This window comes from Haladaptatus litoreus (genome assembly GCF_900156425.1).
Classification (GTDB): Archaea; Halobacteriota; Halobacteria; order Halobacteriales; family Haladaptataceae; genus Haladaptatus; species Haladaptatus litoreus.
The window spans coordinates 2039281-2059583 of record NZ_FTNO01000001.1; the positions used below are offsets into that span (position 1 = coordinate 2039281).

Consider the following 20303-nt stretch of genomic DNA (forward strand, 5'->3'; position numbering starts at 1 on the left):
GATGACAGGCCCATGAGCGAACTCGGGGATTTTTCAGAGCAGGGTTTCGATTCGGGCGACGAATCGGGAGACGATTCGTCCGCCGCGGAGACGGAATCGAGCGAGACGAAAACCGGCAACGACGATTTTAGCGAGATGGAACTCGATCCGGTCGGCGACGACCACGGAATCGGAAGTCTCGCCGTGTCTGAGGGGTTGGCAATCGGTGAAGACGAAGACGATACACGACTCCGAGCCTACGTGACCGCGCCGAACCGGGCCGACGTGCGAATCGGAAAGTATCTGCTCGTTCCGTATCCCGACGGCGAAAAGCTGTTCTGTCGGATTACGACCCTCGAATACGCACAAGAGTTCCACAGCGACGACGCCACCGAAATTCACGCGCGCCGGGCTATGCGAAGCGGGCCGATAGACGAGGCCGATTACAAATTTATGGCGACGTTGGAGCCGATTGCTGTTCTGTTTGAAGACGACGGCGACCTGAAGCGGCGGATGACCGACCGGGTTCCGAAGCCCGAAACCGTCGTCCGACAGGCTCGCGACAAGCGCGACATCAAAACCGGGCTGAAGATTCCGGAAGACGGCGTCTTCCTCGGCCACCTCTCGGTCGGTGGCGAGAAGGTCAGAACCGCGGCCGAGCCGCCGACCATCGACTACCGAGTGAAAGACGATTACGAGTCGGGCGACCCATTGGTTTTCCGGCATACGCTCGTCGCGGGCGGAACCGGGTCGGGGAAGACTCACGGCGCGAAGAACATGCTCCGGCAGTATCTCTCCGAGGAGCGAACCTATCCGATGGAGGACGGGCGCGACGCCCGAATGGCAGTCGTGCAGTTCGATCCGCAGGACGAGTACGCCCAGATGCACGACGACAACCCCGAGGTGGAAACGGAAGACGAGCGCAAGTGGGAACGCGAGGGAGTCGCCCACGGTGGGCATACCGAGACGAAGGCGTTCGTGCCGAAGGTGAGCGGTGTCTCGTACTCCGCCAGCCACCACAACGCGGAGCAGATCGAGTTCACGATTCCGTTTTCGATGGTGGGCGACAATCCGTGGCTCGTCGCGGGTGCGAAACTCAACGACAACCAGTACGGCGCGCTCACCTACCTGCTCAAGCGATTCTTCCGCAGTCGCGGAGATAACGGAACCTATCAGGAGTTCCTCTCCTATCTGGACGACCCGGCGCTGCGCGAGGAGTTGGACGAAAGCGGTAGGGTTCACGAGGCGACGTTCGATGCCGTCAAACGTCGCGTTCGGTCGGTTCCGAGCAGCGTGTTCGACCAGTCGGCCGAACCGATTACCGACCTCGTCCCGCGATTCGTTCGCTCGGGGCGGTTGTCGGTGGTTCCGACGTACCACCTGCCGACGAGTCGAGCGAAGGAGATGGTCGTCCTCGCGGTGTCGAGTCTGCTGGTCGATGAAAAGCTGTCGAACTCACCAGACCACCCGGCAATCAAGGAAACGCCGCTGGTCGTCGGGATGGACGAAGCCCATAACTTCCTCTCGGATGCCGAAAGCGTGCAGGCCCAGAAGGTCATCGGGAAGTTCACCGACGCAGCGAAACAGGGACGAAAGGAACGACTCGGCTTGTTCCTCATCACGCAAGACCCACAGGACATCGCGGATTCGGTGTTCAAACAGATAAACACGACCGTGGTGTTGAATCTGGGCGACGAGGACGCAATCAAGAGCGTAAACATCCCGCCGAATTTGGAGAAGAAAGTGCCGTACATGGAGAAAGGCCAGATGGTCGTTTACTCCCCGGACAACTCGGAACCGGTCGAGCTCATCGGTTTGCCGAAATGCGTCACCCGCCACGGACGGGATTGAATAATCGAAATACTGATATTTTATCGGTTTCAACCAGTTCTGCAAGTAGTTATCACAGCGCAGTACCAATTTCTTTACTCGTAATATCGTTGCTGTAATTTGTTTCATATTAGTATTTTTTAGATAAATTAAAATAACTGTAACAGATAATATTTACTGTACTATGAACCAAACAGCACTGGCGGAATACCTCGAATCGCATCCCCGAATGATTGGCGTCCTGTTCTCGGCGAGTTTGCTGTTGATGCAGGCCGGAACAGTTCTTGCGTGCTGTGGTGACACGACAAACGGTCCCTAACGGAGGTCAGCCGCAGTTATTTCGTCGCTCCAATACAGTTCGTTTTCGAAGGTGACCGGCAACACGCCACAGTTGAGATACTCATCGAGTTCCGCTTCGGACACGACCCAACTGTCGAGCACTCCCGAGTTGAGATACTGCGTATCCTCGTCATTGAGATGCGGCCGAAATAAAGCCCCGATACGGCGGGTTTGCGAGGGGTACACCATGATATCGACTTCGAAGGAATCCCCACTCTCACGCTTCACTCGGAGGTGCATCGGGCACCCGCTTTCACACTGCACCAGCGCAAGCCCACCATCTCCGACCGTGATGTACCGGTAACCGGTCAAAATCTCGTTTTTCGCTATTTCGAGTCCAGTTCGAAGCGAAAACCCGATGTTGAGCAGACGAGCGAGCGCCCGCCCGACTTTCGTCGCGCTGACGTTCGCGATTTCCGACAGCGTGACGACGCCGCCTCGGCTTCCCTTCTCGACCAGCGCCATTCCCTGCTCGTATGAACGACAAGCGTTGAGCAAAAACGCCTTCGTGCGAACGACATCGAGGGTTCTCACGTCGAGATAGCCGTCGGAACACTGCATCCCTTGGTCATCGACGTGGCCGATGTAGTGGACGAAATCGAGCGGACGGGCGAACAGTTCCGCGAGTTCGTCCGTCGTCAAATCGTAGGAGATGTCCACGTCGAACTCAAGCAGGTCGCGGAAGCCGTAGAACTCGTTGACGACGCCCTCCTCTTTCATCCGTTCGTCGTTACAGACGACGTGAATCTCGATGTTTGAATCGTCCGGCGCTGTCCCTTCGATTCGACGGCGACAGGATTTGACGGTCGTTTTGTTGCTTCCGAGCGGGTAGCCGTCCCCTATCCACGCGTGTTCGACCGAGTTCGAGGGGTCGGGTTGCACGATGTCGTTCACCGACGCGGTGTCGCCGGTACTCCGAACGAAGTCGGCTCGATAGAACTCCGTCAGCGGTTTGGGCTGTGACCGAACCGTCCGCGTGGTCGGATTCGGTGGACACCGAACCAGTGACAGGTCGTTCGCCACGAACGGGAGACTCTCGGCATTGTCCGCCGTCGGCACCACGTCCGTCGTGAGATGCCAGTCCGGAAGGTGCGGTTCGAGCGTCTCGAACGGCACCGAGAGATACGCCGCCAGTCGCTCCGCGAGCGATGCGTCGTAGAGCGCAGCGAAGTCCAAATCGACCAGCGGTTCTACCTGCTGGCGCTCGTGTAAATCGACTCGGTAGTAACCCTCCGTTCGGACGAGACAGTCGAGGAAAAACACCTGCTGGAGCGTATTTGCGACCGTGTTGCCGAAGCTATCGGAACTCGCAAGCGACTGTTCGAATCCGCTCGCGGCGAGGTGCGGCGACTCGCCGGGGACGACTTCCGCACCGAGGTAGTACGCGAGCGGCGTCGCCGTATAAACGGCGGCACGCTCTCGCGGCACGACGAGTTCGACGCCCGTTTCGGGACGCTCGATACCGTCAGGGGCGGAAAATTCGTCACCTCGTTCGATGAGCGGCGGATGGCCCCGCAGCGTCGGAAACGAGCGTTCCGGACTCGTGGTTTTCAGTGCTGACCCGAACAGAGAAATCGCCCGCATCGAATCTTCGATGTCGTCCGTAACCGTGATAGTTCCCGCCGGTTGCTCGTGAAACGAGCGTGCGCCGACTCTGACCGGAATCCGTTCGTCGAAGTCGAGAACGACCGATTGGTCTCGTTTTTCGATGCACACCCCGCTTTCGACGGCGAGGTACAGCTTCATCGGTGCCGTGTTGAGTTCGAGATTGTACGCGCCAGCCGAAACTGTCGTTTCGTCGTCCGTGACGCTGTAGCTCGCCGTGAGGTCGCCGTCCTGTGTTCGGACGTACACCCCCGTCAGCCTCGGGATTTCTATTTTCTTGGTTTCAAATTCGACGGCGGCATCGACCGGAAAATGAAACTCTTCCGGATTAGTAGGACAAATCGGCGACTGGTCGGGCGTGTACAGGGCGAACCTGACACTCTCGATGGGGTCGTTGATGAGCAATCCCGGTCGGGTCGGTGGTGGTTCGAATGCTGGTTGCATCGTCTCAGAGTCGTACCCAGTTCGTGCTTCGTTCGTAGGTGGGCACGTGCCATCGTTGTTCCGGCACCAGTCCGTCGCGCTGGCGGAGTTCGATACGCGCGTCGAACAGGGGCGACAGTTCCGTTACGAGCGGGTCGTCGTCCGCTATCGGCAGGTGGTAGTGACCCATCGCTCGCACGCCGCGGATAATCGCGGTGAGCATTCGCAGGAAACACTCGAACTCCGTGCGGGAGTGCTGTTCGGCCAGAAAACTCAACGAATCGACCGACAGACGGAGTCCAGCCGGTTCCAGTCCGTCCGTCGTCGTGTCGAAAAAGCCGATGGCGAGAACGATTTCCTCGGCGAGGTTCCACAGTTCGTTTTGGCCATCCTGCCGGGTCGGAAGTTCGACGTCTGAAACGCTGGCGCTGGTCGGTGTCGACCGCTCGCCGTTTCGCTGGTCGATAACCCAGACGTCGGAGCTGTCGAGTCGAACCCCGGTCGGCAGACACGGTTCCACGTGTCGCGTCGTCGAATCGGTCAGCGCCACGATTCGTTTGCGGTCGGCCGCGGGGTCGCCGAGAAGCGTTCGTGTCGCTCGGGCACTGACACGTTCGGACACCTGCCCGGTGACGAGGAGGTTACATCCGCCCGTTTTGAGTTCCGCGAGCAGATTCGAGAATCCGGGGACGCTTTCGTCGCCGCGGAACTCGATACCGTCGAACCCCATTTTACCCTACTGATGATAGTAATAAGATAAAAATACTCGGGTTGTGATGGTGTCGCGAAACCACCCCACGGGTGAAATACTATGACAACGCCACTCGTGGGTAGTCGCATGGGAAAGCGGATTCTCGTTCCAATCGACGGGTCGGAGCAGTCCACGAAAGCACTCGACTACGTACTGACCGAGTTTCCCGACGCCGAAACCACCGTCATCAACGTCATCGACCCCATCGACGTGGGCTACAGTTCGACGGTCGGGATGCCCGGCTATTCCGAGGAGTGGTACGAAGATTCGAAAGCGCGCGCGGAAGCACTGTTCACGGAGGCGCGCGAAACCGCGGACGAACACGGTGCGACCCTCTCGACGGCGACGGAAGTCGGACGCCCGTCGCAGGTCGTCGTGGACTACGCCAAGGATAACGATTTCGACCACATCGTGATGGGCAGTCACGGTCGCTCCGGCGTCTCCCGAATCCTCTTGGGAAGCGTCGCTGAAACCGTCGTTCGGCGCTCGCCGATGCCCGTGACGGTCGTTCGATAATCAGAATCCGACCACGATTTTTCGGACAGCGACCGGCGAAGACGAGCGACGCGAGTCGTTCGTCGGGAGCGATAGGCGTTCGACGCAACCGCCAGAGTCAGCTATTGACACAACCGCCGGAAACGAGAATTTACGCAACCGCCAGAAACGAGCAATCTACACAACCGCGAGCGGCCACCAGTTTACCGCGAATGAGGAACGCAGTGACGAGTGAGCGGGCCGACGACCGAGCGGAACGCAGTGAAGCGAGGGAGGAGTGCTTTTGGTCCAGCTTTTACAGGGAATGCGAGATAGCGAAGCTATCTCGTTCCTTCACGGGCCTCGCCCGTGAAGAAGCCAGCAGGAACGACGGCGGTCGTCGTTCCTGCCTGCGACCGTCGTAAAAGGTGGTGGTTTAGAACAGATTGGCCTGCTGATAAACGCTGATTCCTTCCTCAGTGATGTCGTAGGGTTTGATTTCGCGGGAGTGGTTCGCGTCTCGAATCTTCTGGATTTCGACGGCGAGTCGGGTTTCGCGGAAATCGTCCGTGCTTCGGACGTACTGGAGGACGAACACGGCGTCGGTGAGATATTCGATGATACCGTGACGGGAGGCGTAGGGGTTCTCGTCGCTGGCCTCGCTCGTCAGCATGGTCGTCACGCCCGCTTCTTTCAAACTTCGGGTGAAGTCGTAAATCTCGTTTCGACGCGACGACTGCGCTTCGTACATCATTTCGAGCAGGGAGACGGAGTCGAGAACGAGACGAGTCGCGCCGAAATCGCGGACGAGGCCGGGGAGTTCGCTCTGGATGCTCGACAGCGAGTTGGCCATCTCGATTGGGTCTAAATCCACGATTGCGAGTAGGTCGTCTTCGACGTACTCGTCGTAGGGCCACCCCTTCTCCGTCGCACTGTTGACGATTCGCTCGTGGCTCTCCTCCAGCGTGACGTAAACGGCGCTTTCGCCGCGCGACAGTGCGTGGTCTAAAAACTGGAGTCCGAAGGTGGTTTTCCCGGTTCCGGCGTTACCGATTGCAACCATTAGGGTTCGTTCGGGGACGCCGCCCTGAATCATGCTGTCGAGGCCGTCGATGCCGATGTCGGTTCGGGGGATGTCCGATTCGAACTCCTCGTCGTCGAAGCCGCCGGTGTCGAACCCGCCGCCAGCATCAAAACCGTCGCTATCGCCGCCGAACCCGCCACCGAAATCCGATTCGCCGCCGGAACCTGCGCCGGGTGCGTTCGAAAACGCGGAAGCGAAATCGTCGTCGACAGAGAGTCGCTGTTCGATTCGTCCGGATTCGACTCGTCCGGCGTTTCGGGGGGTTTCGTATCTCGTTCAGCACTGGGTGTCGCCATCTCGTCAGCGCCGAATCCCGGCTTGCCCGCGGGGGCATCTTCGGATTCTTCGGTCGAGAGTTCCGACGAATCGGGCGCGTCGGGGAAGTCGGGCGAATCCGACCCATTTGTCGGATCGTCGTCAGTACTGTCTGCCTCCTCATCGTCGTCACGAAGTGCGGCCTCGAACCAGTCGTCTTCCTCGGTCACGCTATCACCGCCTTCAAGATTCGAAGGCGTGGAGTCCGGTTCGCACTCACTTCGCTCGTGCGCACCGAAAACGGAGTTCGAGCGAGAGTTCTCATCATCCTGTCACTGGCACCCGACGCAAATTAATGTTCGTGTCGGCGGCTTTTTGAGCGCCCGGCGAGAACGGAGTCGTGATGAACGTCGGTATCGTCGCGCAGAGGGGAAACGAACGGGCCGCGACACTCGCAGGGCGATTGCAAGAGACGCTTGCCGAGGAGAACGTCACAGTTCGAATCGACGCCGCGACCGCCGAGCAGTTAGGAATCGACGGAGTCGATGTTTCACGGATGGCGGAAAACGACCTCGTCGTGAGCATCGGCGGCGACGGCACCTTCCTGTTCGCCGCCAGTGGAGCAGGCGGGACGCCGATTCTGGGCGTGAATCTGGGAGAGGTCGGCTTTCTCAACGCCGTCGCGCCGGAAGAGGCAGTGGACGAGGTTCGCGCAGTCGTTGCAGAGTACCACGAATTCGGAGAAATCCCGTCTCGAGCAGTACCCCGCCTTCGCGCGAGCGGAGAGGGTGACTGGTCGGTTCACCCGGCGCTGAACGAAATCGTGATTCAGGGCGCACAGCGCGGCCACGGACAGGGACTCGATTACGAAGTCCACATCGACGGCGTGGAGTACGGCGAGGGCCACGCCGACGGCGTGCTGGTTTCGACGCCCACGGGAAGTACGGCCTACAACCTGAGCGAGGGTGGCCCGTTGGTGCATCCCGGCGTCGATGGACTGGTGTTTACCGAAATGTGCGCCGACAATCCCATGCCGCCGCTCGTTTTCGACCCCGACCACGATGTCGTGATTCGGGTCGAAAACGCACCGTTCGCAGTCGTCGGAAGCGACGGGACACAGGTTCGAATCGAACCGCCGGAGACGATTACGGTGTCGCTCGCGCCGGAACCGGCCCACATCGCCGGGCCGTCCACGAACTTCTTCGGGGCGCTCTCGAAATTAGATTGACTGCCGGAAGCGGAAGCCTCTAATTCTGTTGCTCACAACAGAGGGACAATGAAACAGCAACTCCCCGACGTGCAGGCTACGGCACCCGACGTGACGGTCGGGTTGAACCGAGTCGGCGTGACCGGTGTGGAAAAACTGGTCGAAATCGCTCGTCCCGACAAACGACCCTACGTGCTGACCGCCGAGTTCGACGTGCTCGTTGACCTGCCAAGTTGGCGCAAAGGCGCGGACATGAGCCGAAACATGGAGGTCGTAGACGAAGTCCTCGAAGACGCCGTCAGCGAACCGACCTACCGCGTCGAGGACGTCTGTGGCGACGCCGCGGAGCGATTGCTCGAAAAACACGACTACACGACGAAGGCCGAGGTCAGCATGGAAGCGGAGTTCATGGTGCGCGATACGACACCCGAAAGCGGTCGCCCGACGCAGGCAACCGTGGACATCATCGCCAGCGCGACAGCGACCGAGGAAGAAGAAACGAAAGAGGAAATCGGCGCGCGCGTAACCGGCATGACCGTCTGTCCTTGCTCGCAGGGTATGATGAGCGGGCGGGCAAAAAAGAAACTCCTCGACCTCGGCGTCGGCGAACAAGAAGTCAAGGAGTTCCTGCGCGAAATCCCGCAGGCGGGCCACTCCCAGCGCGGACACGCCACCCTCACCGTCGAAAGTGCAGGTGCACCAGAGGTTGACCTCCACGAACTCATCGAAGTCGCGCGGGATTCCATGAGCGCCCGAATCTACAACCTCGCAAAGCGCCCCGACGAAGACCACATGACGTTTCAGGCGCACGCCGACGCGAAGTTCGTGGAAGACTGCGTGCGCGACATGGCCCACGGCGTGGTCGAACAGTTCCCCGACCTGCCGGACGACGCAGTCGTAACGATGAAACAGAGCAACGACGAGTCCATTCACCAGCACAACGCCCACGCGGAGCGTGTTGCGGAGGTTGGGATGTTGCGCGAGGAAGTCGCCGAATCACGCGACGAGTAGCGACATCGGAAATTTCAGTCCCTGTTTCTAATTGGATTCGGTCGTTATGTTGGATGGTGTCTAGTACTGTTCTAGCGTAACTACTGGTTCCAGATCTACCGAAACTGAAATCACGACAATAAACGACCGCCACTGCATGCGGACGAGTGCGCCGACCGCTGGCTCGGCGTCCAGTCGGCGCGTCCCGTGGGTTGGTCGGTCTGCTGTTTTCGAAATCTACACATTCAGTCTAATCGCGAAACTGCTAGCGGTTTCGCGGTCTATTTCCCGCTCTGCTGTTGCAAGCTAGACCAGTTCAACAGTCCGAAGGTATCAGAACGCGCGGTCGTAACACGTATTCCACGGGCCGACGAACCTGACTGTCATGATAGGTATCGTCGGTGGGGGAATCGCCGGATTGGCCGCCGCCTACCGCCTCCAGCAGCACGACTACGATGTGCAGGTGTTCGAAGCGAGCGACGACCTCGGCGGACTCGCCGCGACCTACGAGACGAACGGGGACAGAATCGAGAAATTTTACCACCACCTCTCCGCGTCCGAGGAAACCATCATCGACCTCATGGACGAACTCGGACTGGGCGACGATTTGGAGTGGCCCATCGGGAAGAACGCCTACTACGTCGATGGCGTCGTCCACCCGCTCGACAAGCCGTGGGAAATCCTCGCCTACCCGCACATGAGCGCCTACGACAAGTTCCGGTTGGCCCTGCTCACGCAGGAAATCGACGTTCGGGGCGGGATTCCGAAGTTCGACACCTACGAGCGACTGGAGGATTTCGAGGACGTGCCGATAGACGAGTTCCTTATCGAACACACCTCCCGAGGAGTTTACGAGAACTTCTTCGGGCCGCTTCTGGACGCGAAATTCGGGAGCAGAAAGGAAGACGTGAGCGCGGCGTGGCTCCTCGGACGAATCAAATTCCGCGGCGAGCGCGACCTGCTTCGGGGCGAACCGCTGGGCTACCTCCGGGACGGGTTCGGTCGCCTCATCGACGCCCTCATCGAGGAAGTCGGCGAGGAGAACATCACGACCGGCGTGCGCGTCAGCGACATCGACACGGAAGGCGGGGAAGTTCGGTCGCTCACGACCGAAGCGACACAAGCCGTCGAAGCGACTGCCACCGCAGATGGTGGAACAGTGGACGACGGAACCACGAATGGCGAAAACGAGGAAACCGTCACCGAAACGCACGACGTTGACGGCGTGGTCGTCGCGGCGATGCCCAACGTCCTCGAAGGACTCACGGGCTACGAATGCGACATCGACTTCCAAGGCGCGGTCTGTGCGCTCGTGACGATGGACGAATCGCTGACCGACACCTACTGGCTCAACATCGGCCACGAGGCACCGTTCGGCGCACTCATCGAGCACACGAACTACATCCCGTCGGAGCGGTACGGCGGCGACCATCTGCTCTACGTCGCGAGCTACATTCAGGACTACGAGGAAGACCTGTGGCAGATGGACGACGAGGAAATCGAGGAGTTGTGGCTCTCTCACATCGCGGAGATGTTCCCCGACTGGAACCGCGATTCGGTGAAGCAGTTCCGCCTCGCGCGCAACCCGCGCGCCGCACCGGTGTACGAACGCGGGTATCTCGACTTGGTGGTTCCCTACGACCTCGGCGACGACATCGCAGAGGGCATCTACTACGCCGGAATGGCGAGCAAGGCCCAGTACCCCGAACGCAGTCTGAACGGCGGCATCGTCGCTGGCTACGAATGCGCCGACAGAATCGCGGGCAAGAAACAGGTTATCAGTCCGCAATAAACTACTGGCAACGAGACGTTTCCGCCTCGGTTGGGCGATGCCATGGTCATGGCATCGCCCTCGATTTTCTCCGGACGATTTTTCGCACGCTGTTGCCCACTACACAAACACGATCATCATCACGCAGATATGAAACTATGCGTGAACTTTTGCCCGTCCGTCGCTAGGGTGACCTATCATGGTGGGGGTCGAACAGATAGCGGTTTTGAGCGTGGGCGCGGTAGCGAGTTTCTTTATGGCGTGGACAGTCGGGGCGGGGTGGACACCCTACGCACCCAGCGTCGGCGCGCGAACGATGACGATTATGCGCGCAGCTTTCTTCACGGGACTGTTCGGCATCGCAGGGGCGGTGTTGCAAGGAGCGAACGTCACGGAGGCGATGGCCGCCGGACTCATCGAGGGTGTGTCTATCTCGCCGATTGGGGCGGTCATCGCGCTCACTGTCGCCGCGGGATTGGTCGCAATCGGCGTCTTCGCGGGCTATCCACTGGCGACTGCGTTTACCGCGACAGGGGCGGTTATCGGCGTCGGACTTGCACTGGGGGGACAGCCAGCCTACGCGAAATATCAGCAAATTCTCCTGCTGTGGGTGCTGACGCCGTTTCTCTGCGGCGGCACCGCCTACGGACTCGCCCGCCTGATTCGTCGTGACGACGTGCCCGACGAGTACACAATTCCGCTGTTCGGTGGCTTGGTGGGACTCATCCTCGCAAACTCGCCGTTTACCATGCTCGCGCCCGAGCAGGGTGGGGCGTCGGTTGCGGCAGTTCTCTCCGAGGAACTGCCGCTTTCGCCACTGCTTGGCCTTGCTGTGGTGACCTTGCTCGTCGGCCTCGTTCTCGGCGGAATCCTCCTGTTGGAAGTCCGGTCGAGCGTCAGACGAGGCCAGCGACATCTGCTGTTCGGCATCGGCGCGCTCGTCTCGTTTTCCGCGGGCGGCAGTCAGGTCGGCCTCGCGGTTGGACCGCTCGTTCCGATGCTCACTCCGCTCGAACTGCCTATCCTCGTCGTCCTCGTCTTCGGCGGGTTGGGTGTCATGTTCGGCGCGTGGATGGGCGCACCGAGGATGATAAAGGCGCTCGCACGGGATTTCTCGTCACTCGGTCCACGACGGGCCACTGCCGCGCTGATTCCGGCGTTCGCCATCGCCCAGACCGCGGTGTTGTTCGGGATTCCCGTCTCGTTCAACGAAATCATCGTGAGCGCAGTCATCGGAAGCGGCTACGCCGTCGGCGGGGAGAAAACGAGCACCGGCAAAATCCTCTACACGGTTTTCGGATGGGTCGTCTCACTGCTCCTCTCGTTCGTGTTGGCGTTCGGGCTGTTGACGGTTGTGGAGATGCTGTAACCGATTTTTCGGACGACGACCACCAACCACTACTTTCGCAGTATTCTCGGTTTGCATCAATCGGCAGTGTTCGATTCAGTGTCAGAAATGTAGATGACAGTTGGTAGCGTTTCACGTAGTATGGAGGAGAGTGTCGCGGGGTTCAAAGAACAGGGAGATTGGGTCACCATCGTCGAACACGGCGAACGAATCACGGAAGCCCTAACCGAGGAAGGCGTCGAAGACTCCGACTCGGACTTCGAAGAATGGAACGACTGGCGGCCGAAAGTTCACGAACGCCTTCGAGAGGACGTAAAAGAGAAAACTGCGGAGCAGGCGAGTCCATCGGAAGGGGAGGGCGAGAAGGCGGGAAAATCCCCGAGTGAGGACGTGGATGCTGCAGGAGACGAACTCAAAGATTCGATGTCGGAACTCGCGGACGGGGACGTAGAAAACGCAGTGAAAGAGGGCCAAGAATCAGTCGAGCGTGCGACTCGGGCGGTAGACACGGCGGGGCGCAAAGCACTGCGAGCGGTCGAGGAAACGGTGTACAAACACGTCATGACGAAGGTTTCGCCCGTGTACTTCGACAACGAACTCATTAGCGCTAACGTCGAGCGAACGCGGGACACAGACCAACGATACGTCTTCGAGGTGAACGTCAATCAGGATGACCTCAAAGACCGCGTCCGCGACCGTCTCGAAGAGTACGAAGAGCAAAAGCGATGGCGCGGCGAGGCCGAAAAAGAAACCGAATCGGTGGAGGCCGCGGAAGGAACCGAATCGCCCGAATCGCCCGAATCGGGGAATTAGTTGTCCAAACAACGACAAGAGTTGGTTCAAACCCGCTGTAGTCTGTTCAAATACACAACAATTCTATGCGAGACAGTGACGAATGAATACCGATGTACGAACGAATACTCATCCCAATCGACGGGAGTGAAGCGGCGGAAAACGCGATTCCACACGCACTCGATTTGGCCGAAACCTACGGTGCAGGCCTGTACACCGTCTCCGTCGTGGACACGGACGAAGCGGACGAGAACGAAGCGCGTGAAGCGATGTTCGACGAGTTCGAAGCCCAATCGCAGGAGATGGTCGAAGACGTGATTCAGCGGGCGGAAGAGCGCAACATCCGAACGACTGCCGGTTCGATTGCCGAGGGAAAACCACACCGGGCGATTCTCGACTACGCCGACATCCGGGACATCGACCTCATCGTCATGGGGACGCACGGTCGCGGCGGTATCCGGTATCCGCTTCGCCGCAGCGTCACAGAAAAAGTGGTCCGGCGGGCGATGGTTCCCGTGGTCTGTGTTCGACTCGGGAAAGGGGAAGAGGTCGGGGAACGCGGGAACGGAGACGAAAACTGATTTCTACGCCTCTCCTTCGTCTACGCCGACCGCATCCGAGATGTCCACGTCGTCGGGTTCGTCTTGGCCGCCGATTCTGACCTCGCCGTCGTCGCCTTCGACGTACACGTCGTCCGCGAAGCCACCTTCGGCGTGAGGGTGTTCGGGGTTATCCAATTTTTCCGGCGTCGATGGTGCTTCGGGCATCTCCTCCGGTTCGAACTCACCGAGCGGGTCGGCGATGGTGATTCCGTGGCGCTCGAAGAACGTCTCGTAGCGTTCGTAGTGGTCTTCGAGTTCGTCGCCGGGGAACTCCATCATCTCCGTCCAGCCGTGGTTGTAGAAGTCGAAGTTGGCCTGAATGTGCGTGATTTCGCGGGCTTCCGCCTCCGGGGCACCTTCCTGAAGTGCGGCGAGATAGGAGTCCATCGTCGCACCGAAGAAGGCATCGAGGCGTTCCCTGCGTTCTTCTTGATGCTCGGGGGCGGCCTTCTTCAGAAAGATTTTCGTGTGCAGGTCAACCAGTTTCGACTTCACCACGTCGCTCACGACGGGGAGTTCGAGCGCCTTTCTCGACGCGAAGTGACGTGCGTTCTGACGGATTTTCATGGACGAGGCTTGGAACGCGAGCGTCTAAAACGTCCCGGCACACTCGTCGGGGTGGCGAGTGAGATTGTGTGGAATCGAGACATCGTTCCGCGACGAAAATGAGCGTGTTGGCGTTTGGCACCAATATCGAGATAGCAATCCACTTTAACCCTGACGCAGAACTTCTCCCACATGAGCGAATCGTACGTAATCATCGGCGACGGTATCGCGGGCAGTTCCGCGGCGGAGACCATCCGCGAAGCCAAACCCGACGCTGACGTTGCCATCATTACCGACGAGGGCGAAGCCCTCTACAACCGGATTCTCATCAAGGAGTTCGCCAAAGGCAAACTCCCCGAAGCACCGATTTCCATCCACGAACCCGAGTGGTACGACGAGCGAGACATCGACCTCGAACTGAACACGTTCGTCACGAACATCGACGCGGACGCACACGAAGTCCACACCCACGACAGCGGCACCTTCGAATACGACAAACTGCTCGTGGCCACAGGCGGGACGCCAACCCAACTGCCGGTGGACAACAGCGACGCAGACGGCATCCACCACTTTTGGACGTTCCAAGACGCCCGAGCAATCGCAGAGAACGCGGAACAGGCAGAGACCGGCGTCGTCGTCGGTGCCGGTCTGCTCGGCATCGACCTCGCCGCGATTTGTGGCGAGCAGGACGTTGACGCCCACTACATCATGCGCGGTAATCGCTGGTGGCGCTACGGCCTGAGCGTAGACGGTGCGGAAATCATCCACGACGCGCTCGAAGAGAAGGGCGTCACGCCGGTTCTCGAAAGCGGCGTCAACGGGTTCAAGACGGACGACGACGGTAACGTGGTCGCCACGCTGGACGCGGACGACAACGAGTACGACAGCGAGTTCGTCGGCATCGCAATCGGTCTCAACTTCAACACCGAATACCTCCAAGGGAGCGGTGTGGAAACGGACAACGGCGTCGTCGTCGACCAGTATATGCAGACCAACGTCGAAGATATCTACGCCGCTGGCGACATTACGCGCTACTACGACGTGATTCTGGACGAGTACGCCCAGAATGGGTCGTGGGGCAGTGCGAAACAGCAGGGTGCCGTCGCTGGCAAGAACATGGTCGCAGATTCCGACGAGGAAAAAGAGGAGTTCCGCTGGGTGTCCTCCTACTCTATCACACACTTCGACTTCCCGTTCCTCTCCTTCGGCTTCCCGACGATGGGCGACGACGAATGCGAGGAGAAGTACAGCGACACCGAATGGCGGCGTCTCTCGTTCAAAGACGGCAAACTCATCGGCGGCGTTCTCATCGGCGACATCGCCCCGCAGGGCAAGTACAAAGACCTCATCCGGAACGAGGTCGAGGTCGCAGACCAGAAAGACATCCTGCTCGAAAAGGAGTTCGACCCGGAAAAGCTCGCACTCCCGCAGGAACAGTAGCGTCGAAACGGTAGATTCGAGTCGGTCAGGCGTCGAAACGGTAGATTCGAGTCGGTCAGTTTCGAGATTGTCGGTTGGAAACCAGTTCCGAGTGAGTCGTTTTGCGGGCGAGCAAACGATTACAGTAGTTACTACTTCGTTGTGAATTTCTGATAGTAATAGTTGTCACGGAGTGAAGATTTAAGCAGTAACCCGCTAATTGTTATCAAAGACCACACCAGTCTAGTGATATCGTGAACCCAACGATAACAGTCAAACCGACGAAGACGATTCCGGACGACGCGCACGTCAGACAGTACGACGAACTCGACGGAAGTGCCAAACAGCAGTTTCCCAGCGTAGTCGAGCGTGGCGAACGAGCCCTCGACGCGAAAACCGCACTCCAGTTCAGCGACGGCGAGTTCGTCAAATACGTTGGATACTATCAAATATCTCTTTCATAACCAATTTTTTATTGTTTTTGTGTAGTATCTGCCGCAACGTTTAAGAAGCACCACGACATTTGGTATCATATATCAATGGCTTCGAACACGACAACTAGCGTTGACGCCGTGCCGAGTGGTGGAGCGAACAGCCTCGTCGTCCGCCGAACCGAAACCGTGGCCCCCGAGACGCGAGTCCGGCATTTCGATGAACTAAGCGAGGAAGCACAGACCCTGCTGACGGAGTTCGATGGCGAGGAGTCGGTCGTGCCGATTACGCGGACGTTGGCGGACGACATTAGCAGGGACACGACCGTCGTGTTCAACGACTACTACCGAATCGACCTCGCGTAAGCCAGCCACGGCGGAACAACCGAAGCCGTTTTCTCCGGCAGGACGGGATGTAAGGACATGAACGGAAGCGGAGAGATGACGCTGGCGTTCGAACTGTCGGCGCTCAAAGCACTGGCAAGTCCCGGCACGGTGTTCGACGACGCCCGCCGCTGGACGCAGTACGTCGGCGTCATCTCCGACCAACCGACTTACGTGGTGACGAACTTCACCCGAAAGAACCGCATCCGGCAGGATTTCTTCTCCGGACCGAAAGGAAAAGCCGAGAGTTTAGACAGCGTCCGGTCGCAGTTCGACACCGACCGCCACGTCTTCGTCGGCATCACCGACGACGACCGCGAACTCGCGGAAGACCACGACTGGGAGTTCCTGCACGTCGAAGACGCCGCGGAGGCCGCCGATTGGACGCTCGCATCGGACGACGACGGCGACGACGCTGGAGTCGAAGAGGACGTGCGCGACGACTGGCCCTAGCAATCGGGTTGTGAGGAGTTTTCAGGAGCGTTTTCGACAGATTGGGCAAGATAGTGATTGCTGGCTCACAGTCACAGCAGAAAATAACTTCCATAGTCCGCCATTCTATAGCGATTGGCGACCCAGTTCGGTAATCTCGTAACAGCACCAGTTCGAGTTCCGGACGAGGCCACGGTCGGCGAGCACCTGACACCGTCTTGCCGTCAGCAAACCGGGGAGGGAGAGTCGTCGCTCGATGTCGAGTCGAACCTGTATGCCCTCGGCGTAGAGCAGTCGGAGGATTCGCTCGTCGGTGGGTTGCAGTTGGTCGGGAACCTCGCTTGCCTGTGCCATAGCAGGTCATATTGTTCCACCAGTAAGTAGCTCGCTAAGATGGCAATATATTCCGAACTGTTCGAACCGAGGAATACTGTTCGCTACCTCTACGGTCAGTTTACGTGTTCTAATGGCGACAAAGAGATGACGAGCGATAATCACGCCGTTTAAACTCGTAAAGGACAAACAGGGAGCCATGGCAGAACCGCGCGTACCGGGAGGCAAAGGCGCGAGACTCGACCTCCCATGTGGCGAGTCGGTCGCCGTCCACGAACTCGACATGGGAATGCGCGAGTACGACTGCGACTGCGGCGAATCCCACGCAGTCGTGATGGACATCCACCCGCCCTCACGATTCGTTCCGGAATTTCTCGTGGACATCCTTCGCGAAACCGTCGAAACGACGGACGACGCCGGGGAGTTTGGAACCCTGCATATCATGGGCGTCGTGCTGGAGGAGTTCCCGAGCGAGGTCGTCGCCGAGGACATGGTGGAAAACCCCGAAGTCGGCTACGGAATGGTGTGGGTCACCGACTTCGATTCCCGACGACTCCACGAAATCGTCGTAGAACTCATCGTGGAGCTGATGGAACACGCCGTCAGCCACGCCGAGGACGAGGACGCGATGAGTAAGTTCGAGGCGGATATGCTCAACTTCGACGTGGCGGAGTTCGTAGACCAGTACCGAAAAGAACGAGATTTCACCGGGCCGCACGACCGCCCTGCGTAGCGTCAGTCCCTTTCGTGGCCAGTCAGACGCGCGTCTGACTGAAGATTAAAGTGGATACATGACCAGTGTGAAATATGTACGCTCGTGGGCAGGAGTTCGACCGGATTCAGGCGGTCATCGCGGATGCCGGAACCGACCAGCCCCTCACTGCGCGTGAAATCCTCACGCTGCTCGACGAACACGGCGAACTCGACGAAAACCACGAAAACCACGCCGGAACGTTGGAGAGCGCGCACGAAGTCGCAACCGTCCTCGGACGACAGGCCCAGTACGGCGGTGTAACTGTGATTCGTTCCTCACCGTATCAGTACCAAATCGGCGGAAATCTGTAGTATTTTCTTCTTCATCGACACACCAAACTACAAGAGCGTAGCCCACGCGCTTCGAATCGATGTTGGACGAGTTGCTCGGGCGCGCGGAGTTGAAAGAACGAATCGACGCCCTCGAAGAAGAGAAACATCATCTCGAACGACAGAGAGACGCCGAAAAGGAGCGCCGAGCGGAGGCGGTCACCGAGCGACAACAGGCGGAAGAGCGAGTTAACCGCCTCGAAGACCGCATCGAGGAACTCGAAGACCGCGTCGAACGACTGCAGGGCGACGACGGCGACCTCGATTTTCGCGGCGTCGAAACCCTTCGCGGAAAGCGACTCGATTCGGTTCTCTCCCGACTCAGTTCGGTCGAGGCGGCACCGGAAGGTGCGCTGACGGCCATGGTCGATGGCGACCTCCCCGACGAAGTTCGGGAGGCGTTCGGTGACCATGCACCACTCGTTTCTCGTGCGGTTCCCGGCGTCGTCGCGACCGACGACGCCGGACTCGTCAGCGGTGTCCTCGTTCCGCCGAATCCTCCGGAACCGTTCGTGACGTGGGGCGACGGCTTCGAGTTCGAAACCGACTGGTTCCGACCGGAAGGCAAATTCGCGCTGGCGCTCGTTCGCTCCGACCTGTTCGCTATCGGTGAGTACGAGGGGCGCGAACAGCAGACCGTTACGGGCTTCGAGAGCGACGTGAAAAGCGACCACTCGAAAGGTGGGTTTTCGCAAGGGCGATTCGAACGGAGACGGGACGCCCAGATAGACGAGCATCTGGAACGCTGTCGGGAGGAAATAGAAAATCGGGAGGCAAAGGAGTTGTACGTCGTCGGCCAGCGGACACTGCTTCCGGAATTTCGACAGGAAGCCCGGCGGACGAAACCGGTCGATGCAACTGGCGACCCGGACGAAGCGTTGGAAGATGCGTTTCGGGAACTGTGGACGACGCGTCTGTATCGGATTTAGCTTGCGCTGGCTACTCGATTTCGGCGTGGAACAGCAACCGGCCGCATTCGGGGCACATTCGCGTTCGAACGGATTTCGTTTCGTTCATTCCGAGCGACCCGAGCAAACCCTCCTTGCGCTCGTTCGTTTTCACATGCGGTTTCCACGCGTCGTTCATCCCGAATTTGACCGATTCGAGAGTGACACCGCAGTCAGGGCAACGGTCTGAGTCCGTCATACCATCACCTTTCTGACGGAACACCGTGGCTGTTACGCTGTTTGTAGGAGCAGCGTATCGTCATCACAAAATCGCCGCACCGCTGCCGACTGACGTTGGGTAAGCCCGCGCTTCGACACCGGCGTCGAAAAAGGCGTCAAGCATCGCACTCGCGACCGAACTCTGTCCGCCCTCGCGGCAGACGGCGAGGACGCTCGGGCCTGCACCACTAACCGCGACCCCGGTCGCACCTGCGGAAAGTGCGGACTCCCGCACCGCGTCGAATCCCTTGATGAGCGATTCGCGTGCCCCAGTGAGGGAGTTGTTGCGTAGTCCTTTTCCCACTAATTCGGGGTCATTTCGGAACATCCCCGCGGTGAGCGTCGCGGCGTCGCCGACCGTGGAGACGAGTTCGTCGATTTCGACGGATTGAGGGACGACCTGTCGGGCATCCCGCGTCGAAACGACGATTTCTGGGAGACAGGCGACGACTGGAATCGAAGCATCGACCTGCGTCACGTCCTCGTCGGTGACGATGGTAAATCCGCCGAGAATGGCGGGTGCGACGTTGTCGGCGTGCGCCTCGCCGGAAACGGCGGCCTCGCCCTCCGCGGCCACGCGAACCAGTTCGGTCGGCGTAAGTCCGCGGTCGTAGAGTTCGTTCAGCGCGACTGCGGCGGCAGCGGCGCTCGCGGCGGACGAACCAAGTCCGGACGACGGACGGACGCCTTTATTGATTTCGATGTGGGCGGGCGCGTCGAGTTCCTCGGCGACGACGCCCGCGGTGTTTTTCGCCGGATTTTCCGGAATGTACTGTCGTCCGACGCCCGTGACTTCAATCGTCGTCTCGTCGGCGCGTTCGACTCGGACGACATCTGCGGGTCGCTCAAGCGCCAGTCCGAACACGTCGAAGCCGCTTCCGAGGTTGGCGCTCGTCGCAGGTGCCCGCACAGTGACCATGGCTTACGTTTAAAAGACTGGTTGAAAAACCTTCGCCTAGCATCGGGATTTGCGTGTTGGGGTGGAAGGTAGATTCGTTTAAGAGTCGGTCACCATCAAAAACCCGACAACGCGCTGAAATCCCCTTACCGCTAGGGCAG

22 protein-coding genes and 1 pseudogene are annotated in these 20303 nt (G+C 59.3%); 16 read left to right on the forward strand and 7 right to left on the reverse strand.

Features of this window, described 5'->3' with window-relative positions; all coding sequences use genetic code 11:
- Positions 1-12: 12 nt before the first annotated feature.
- Both BW974_RS10785 and BW974_RS26965 read left to right on the forward strand, forming a co-directional pair.
- Positions 13-1830, forward strand: a complete 1818-nt coding sequence (locus BW974_RS10785; RefSeq protein WP_076430114.1) for an ATP-binding protein — start codon at positions 13-15, stop codon at positions 1828-1830.
- 163 nt (positions 1831-1993) lie between these two features.
- Positions 1994-2128: a DUF7503 family protein gene (locus tag BW974_RS26965; protein ID WP_281247676.1), complete on the forward strand. Its 135-nt coding sequence runs from the start codon at positions 1994-1996 to the stop codon at positions 2126-2128.
- Here the strand turns inward: BW974_RS26965 and BW974_RS10790 are convergent.
- Both BW974_RS10790 and BW974_RS10795 read right to left on the reverse strand, forming a co-directional pair.
- Positions 2125-4197 carry a lyase family protein gene (locus BW974_RS10790; RefSeq protein WP_076430115.1) on the reverse strand — a complete coding sequence of 691 codons (2073 nt, stop codon included), beginning with the start codon at positions 4195-4197 and terminating at the stop codon, positions 2125-2127. The genes BW974_RS26965 and BW974_RS10790 overlap by 4 nt on opposite strands.
- A 4-nt stretch (positions 4198-4201) precedes the next feature.
- Entirely contained in the window at positions 4202-4906 is a 705-nt protein-coding gene (locus BW974_RS10795) for a DUF7504 family protein (RefSeq protein ID WP_076430116.1), read from the reverse strand.
- Positions 4907-5014: 108 nt separating this feature from the next.
- Between BW974_RS10795 and BW974_RS10800 the strand changes: the two genes are divergently transcribed.
- Positions 5015-5443: a universal stress protein gene (locus tag BW974_RS10800; protein WP_076430117.1), complete on the forward strand. Its 429-nt coding sequence runs from the start codon at positions 5015-5017 to the stop codon at positions 5441-5443.
- Positions 5444-5837: 394 nt separating this feature from the next.
- Here the strand turns inward: BW974_RS10800 and BW974_RS10805 are convergent.
- Positions 5838-6970: pseudogene (locus BW974_RS10805) on the reverse strand (KaiC domain-containing protein).
- 173 nt (positions 6971-7143) lie between these two features.
- On the opposite strand from BW974_RS10805, the gene BW974_RS10810 reads away from it, so the two are divergent.
- From BW974_RS10810 to BW974_RS10835, 6 genes are all read left to right on the forward strand, one after another.
- Complete coding sequence (locus tag BW974_RS10810; protein WP_076430118.1) at positions 7144-7968, forward strand: NAD(+)/NADH kinase; 825 nt, start codon at positions 7144-7146, stop codon at positions 7966-7968.
- 48 nt (positions 7969-8016) lie between these two features.
- Positions 8017-8958: a GTP cyclohydrolase MptA gene (gene mptA / locus BW974_RS10815; RefSeq protein WP_076430119.1), complete on the forward strand. Its 942-nt coding sequence runs from the start codon at positions 8017-8019 to the stop codon at positions 8956-8958.
- Positions 8959-9322: 364 nt separating this feature from the next.
- Positions 9323-10729 carry an NAD(P)/FAD-dependent oxidoreductase gene (locus BW974_RS10820; RefSeq protein ID WP_076430120.1) on the forward strand — a complete coding sequence of 469 codons (1407 nt, stop codon included), beginning with the start codon at positions 9323-9325 and terminating at the stop codon, positions 10727-10729.
- Positions 10730-10907: 178 nt separating this feature from the next.
- Positions 10908-12077: an inorganic phosphate transporter gene (locus BW974_RS10825; RefSeq protein WP_076430121.1), complete on the forward strand. Its 1170-nt coding sequence runs from the start codon at positions 10908-10910 to the stop codon at positions 12075-12077.
- 120 nt (positions 12078-12197) lie between these two features.
- Positions 12198-12869 carry a DUF5828 family protein gene (locus BW974_RS10830; protein WP_076430122.1) on the forward strand — a complete coding sequence of 224 codons (672 nt, stop codon included), beginning with the start codon at positions 12198-12200 and terminating at the stop codon, positions 12867-12869.
- A 92-nt stretch (positions 12870-12961) separates the two neighbouring features.
- Entirely contained in the window at positions 12962-13429 is a 468-nt protein-coding gene (locus tag BW974_RS10835; protein ID WP_076430123.1) for a universal stress protein, read from the forward strand.
- 3 nt (positions 13430-13432) lie between these two features.
- On the opposite strand, the gene BW974_RS10840 is transcribed toward BW974_RS10835, so the two are convergent.
- On the reverse strand, positions 13433-14017 hold the full coding sequence (locus tag BW974_RS10840) for a DUF6149 family protein (protein WP_076430124.1): 585 nt from the start codon (positions 14015-14017) through the stop codon (positions 13433-13435).
- A 171-nt stretch (positions 14018-14188) separates the two neighbouring features.
- Between BW974_RS10840 and BW974_RS10845 the strand changes: the two genes are divergently transcribed.
- The 4 genes from BW974_RS10845 (at position 14189) to BW974_RS10860 (ending at position 16683) form a co-directional block, all read left to right on the forward strand.
- A complete protein-coding gene (locus BW974_RS10845) occupies positions 14189-15436 on the forward strand; it encodes an NAD(P)/FAD-dependent oxidoreductase (protein ID WP_076430125.1) in 1248 nt (415 codons plus the stop codon).
- Between the two features lie 233 nt (positions 15437-15669).
- Positions 15670-15879, forward strand: coding sequence for a DUF7979 domain-containing protein (locus BW974_RS10850; RefSeq protein WP_076430126.1), 210 nt, complete (start codon positions 15670-15672; stop codon positions 15877-15879).
- Between the two features lie 75 nt (positions 15880-15954).
- A complete protein-coding gene (locus tag BW974_RS10855) occupies positions 15955-16212 on the forward strand; it encodes a DUF7979 domain-containing protein (RefSeq protein WP_076430127.1) in 258 nt (85 codons plus the stop codon).
- A 57-nt stretch (positions 16213-16269) separates the two neighbouring features.
- Positions 16270-16683 carry a DUF7124 domain-containing protein gene (locus BW974_RS10860; RefSeq protein WP_076430128.1) on the forward strand — a complete coding sequence of 138 codons (414 nt, stop codon included), beginning with the start codon at positions 16270-16272 and terminating at the stop codon, positions 16681-16683.
- A 105-nt stretch (positions 16684-16788) separates the two neighbouring features.
- Here BW974_RS10860 and BW974_RS10865 read toward each other — a convergent pair whose 3' ends face one another.
- Positions 16789-17016: a hypothetical protein gene (locus BW974_RS10865; RefSeq protein WP_076430129.1), complete on the reverse strand. Its 228-nt coding sequence runs from the start codon at positions 17014-17016 to the stop codon at positions 16789-16791.
- 178 nt (positions 17017-17194) lie between these two features.
- Here BW974_RS10865 and BW974_RS10870 point away from each other — a divergent pair, with 178 nt between their 5' ends.
- The 3 genes from BW974_RS10870 to BW974_RS10880 all read left to right on the forward strand — a co-directional run bounded on the left by BW974_RS10870 (position 17195) and on the right by BW974_RS10880 (position 19007).
- Entirely contained in the window at positions 17195-17728 is a 534-nt protein-coding gene (locus tag BW974_RS10870; protein ID WP_076430130.1) for a DUF5815 family protein, read from the forward strand.
- A 74-nt stretch (positions 17729-17802) separates the two neighbouring features.
- Positions 17803-18060, forward strand: a complete 258-nt coding sequence (locus BW974_RS10875; protein WP_076430131.1) for a hypothetical protein — start codon at positions 17803-17805, stop codon at positions 18058-18060.
- Between the two features lie 59 nt (positions 18061-18119).
- Complete coding sequence (locus BW974_RS10880; RefSeq protein WP_076430132.1) at positions 18120-19007, forward strand: Vms1/Ankzf1 family peptidyl-tRNA hydrolase; 888 nt, start codon at positions 18120-18122, stop codon at positions 19005-19007.
- A gap of 10 nt (positions 19008-19017) precedes the next feature.
- Here BW974_RS10880 and BW974_RS10885 read toward each other — a convergent pair whose 3' ends face one another.
- Positions 19018-19224, reverse strand: a complete 207-nt coding sequence (locus BW974_RS10885) for a hypothetical protein (RefSeq protein ID WP_076430133.1) — start codon at positions 19222-19224, stop codon at positions 19018-19020.
- 63 nt (positions 19225-19287) lie between these two features.
- The gene (locus BW974_RS10890) at positions 19288-20163 is read right to left on the reverse strand and encodes a homoserine kinase (protein ID WP_076430134.1); all 876 of its coding nucleotides are present in this window, start codon (positions 20161-20163) and stop codon (positions 19288-19290) included.
- Between the last annotated feature and the right edge of the window lie 140 nt (positions 20164-20303).